1 protein-coding gene is annotated in these 610 nt (G+C 70.5%); it reads left to right on the top strand.

The features are described 5' to 3' along the window. Positions 1–131: 131 nt before the first annotated feature. On the top strand, positions 132–610 hold a 479-nt coding region (locus J5M58_RS25905; RefSeq protein WP_207880166.1), incomplete at its 3' end, for a sialidase family protein.

Below are 610 nucleotides of genomic sequence, written 5' to 3'. Positions count from 1 at the left end.
AGCGTATCGGGCGAGCCGATGCGACCGTGCCGACCGAGGGGCGGCCCGCGGCGACGCACGCGGCGGCCCGCGCGCGCTCGCGACGCCTGGATTCGGCAGTCGCGGCAGCTGCTCACCAAGGAGAGTTGTCCATGCGACGCAATGCCTTGCCTGTCTCGTTTGTCTCCGGAATCGCCGCGGCCGCGGCCCTTGCGATGTCCGCCGCCGCGCACGGCGCGCCCGTGCTCGTTTCCGGCCCGAGCCCATTCGCCGGTTGCACGATCGGCGGCCCCGGCGTCAACTATGTGAACGCGGAAGTCGAACCGTGGGTCGCCGTGAATCCCGCGAATCCCTCCAACGTGATCGGCGCGTGGCAGCAGGACCGCTGGTCGAACGGCGGCGCGCACGGGCTCGTCGCCGGCTATTCGTTCGACGGCGGCCTCACGTGGAAACAGACGAACCTGCCGTTCAGCGCATGCGCGGGCGGCCTCGCGTACGAGCGCGCGTCCGATCCGTGGGTGTCGATCGGGCCCGACGGCACCGCGTATTCGGTGTCGATCTCGTTCAACCAGTCGAACAACAGCAACGCGGTCGCGGCGTCGGTCTCGACGGACGGCGGCCAGACCTGGAG

Source organism: Pseudomonas sp. 32_A, assembly GCF_017490905.1.
GTDB lineage: Bacteria > Pseudomonadota > Gammaproteobacteria > Pseudomonadales > Pseudomonadaceae > Aquipseudomonas > Aquipseudomonas inefficax.
The sequence above is the reverse complement of the archived record's forward strand: the minus strand, read 5'-3'. Positions and strand labels throughout refer to the sequence as shown.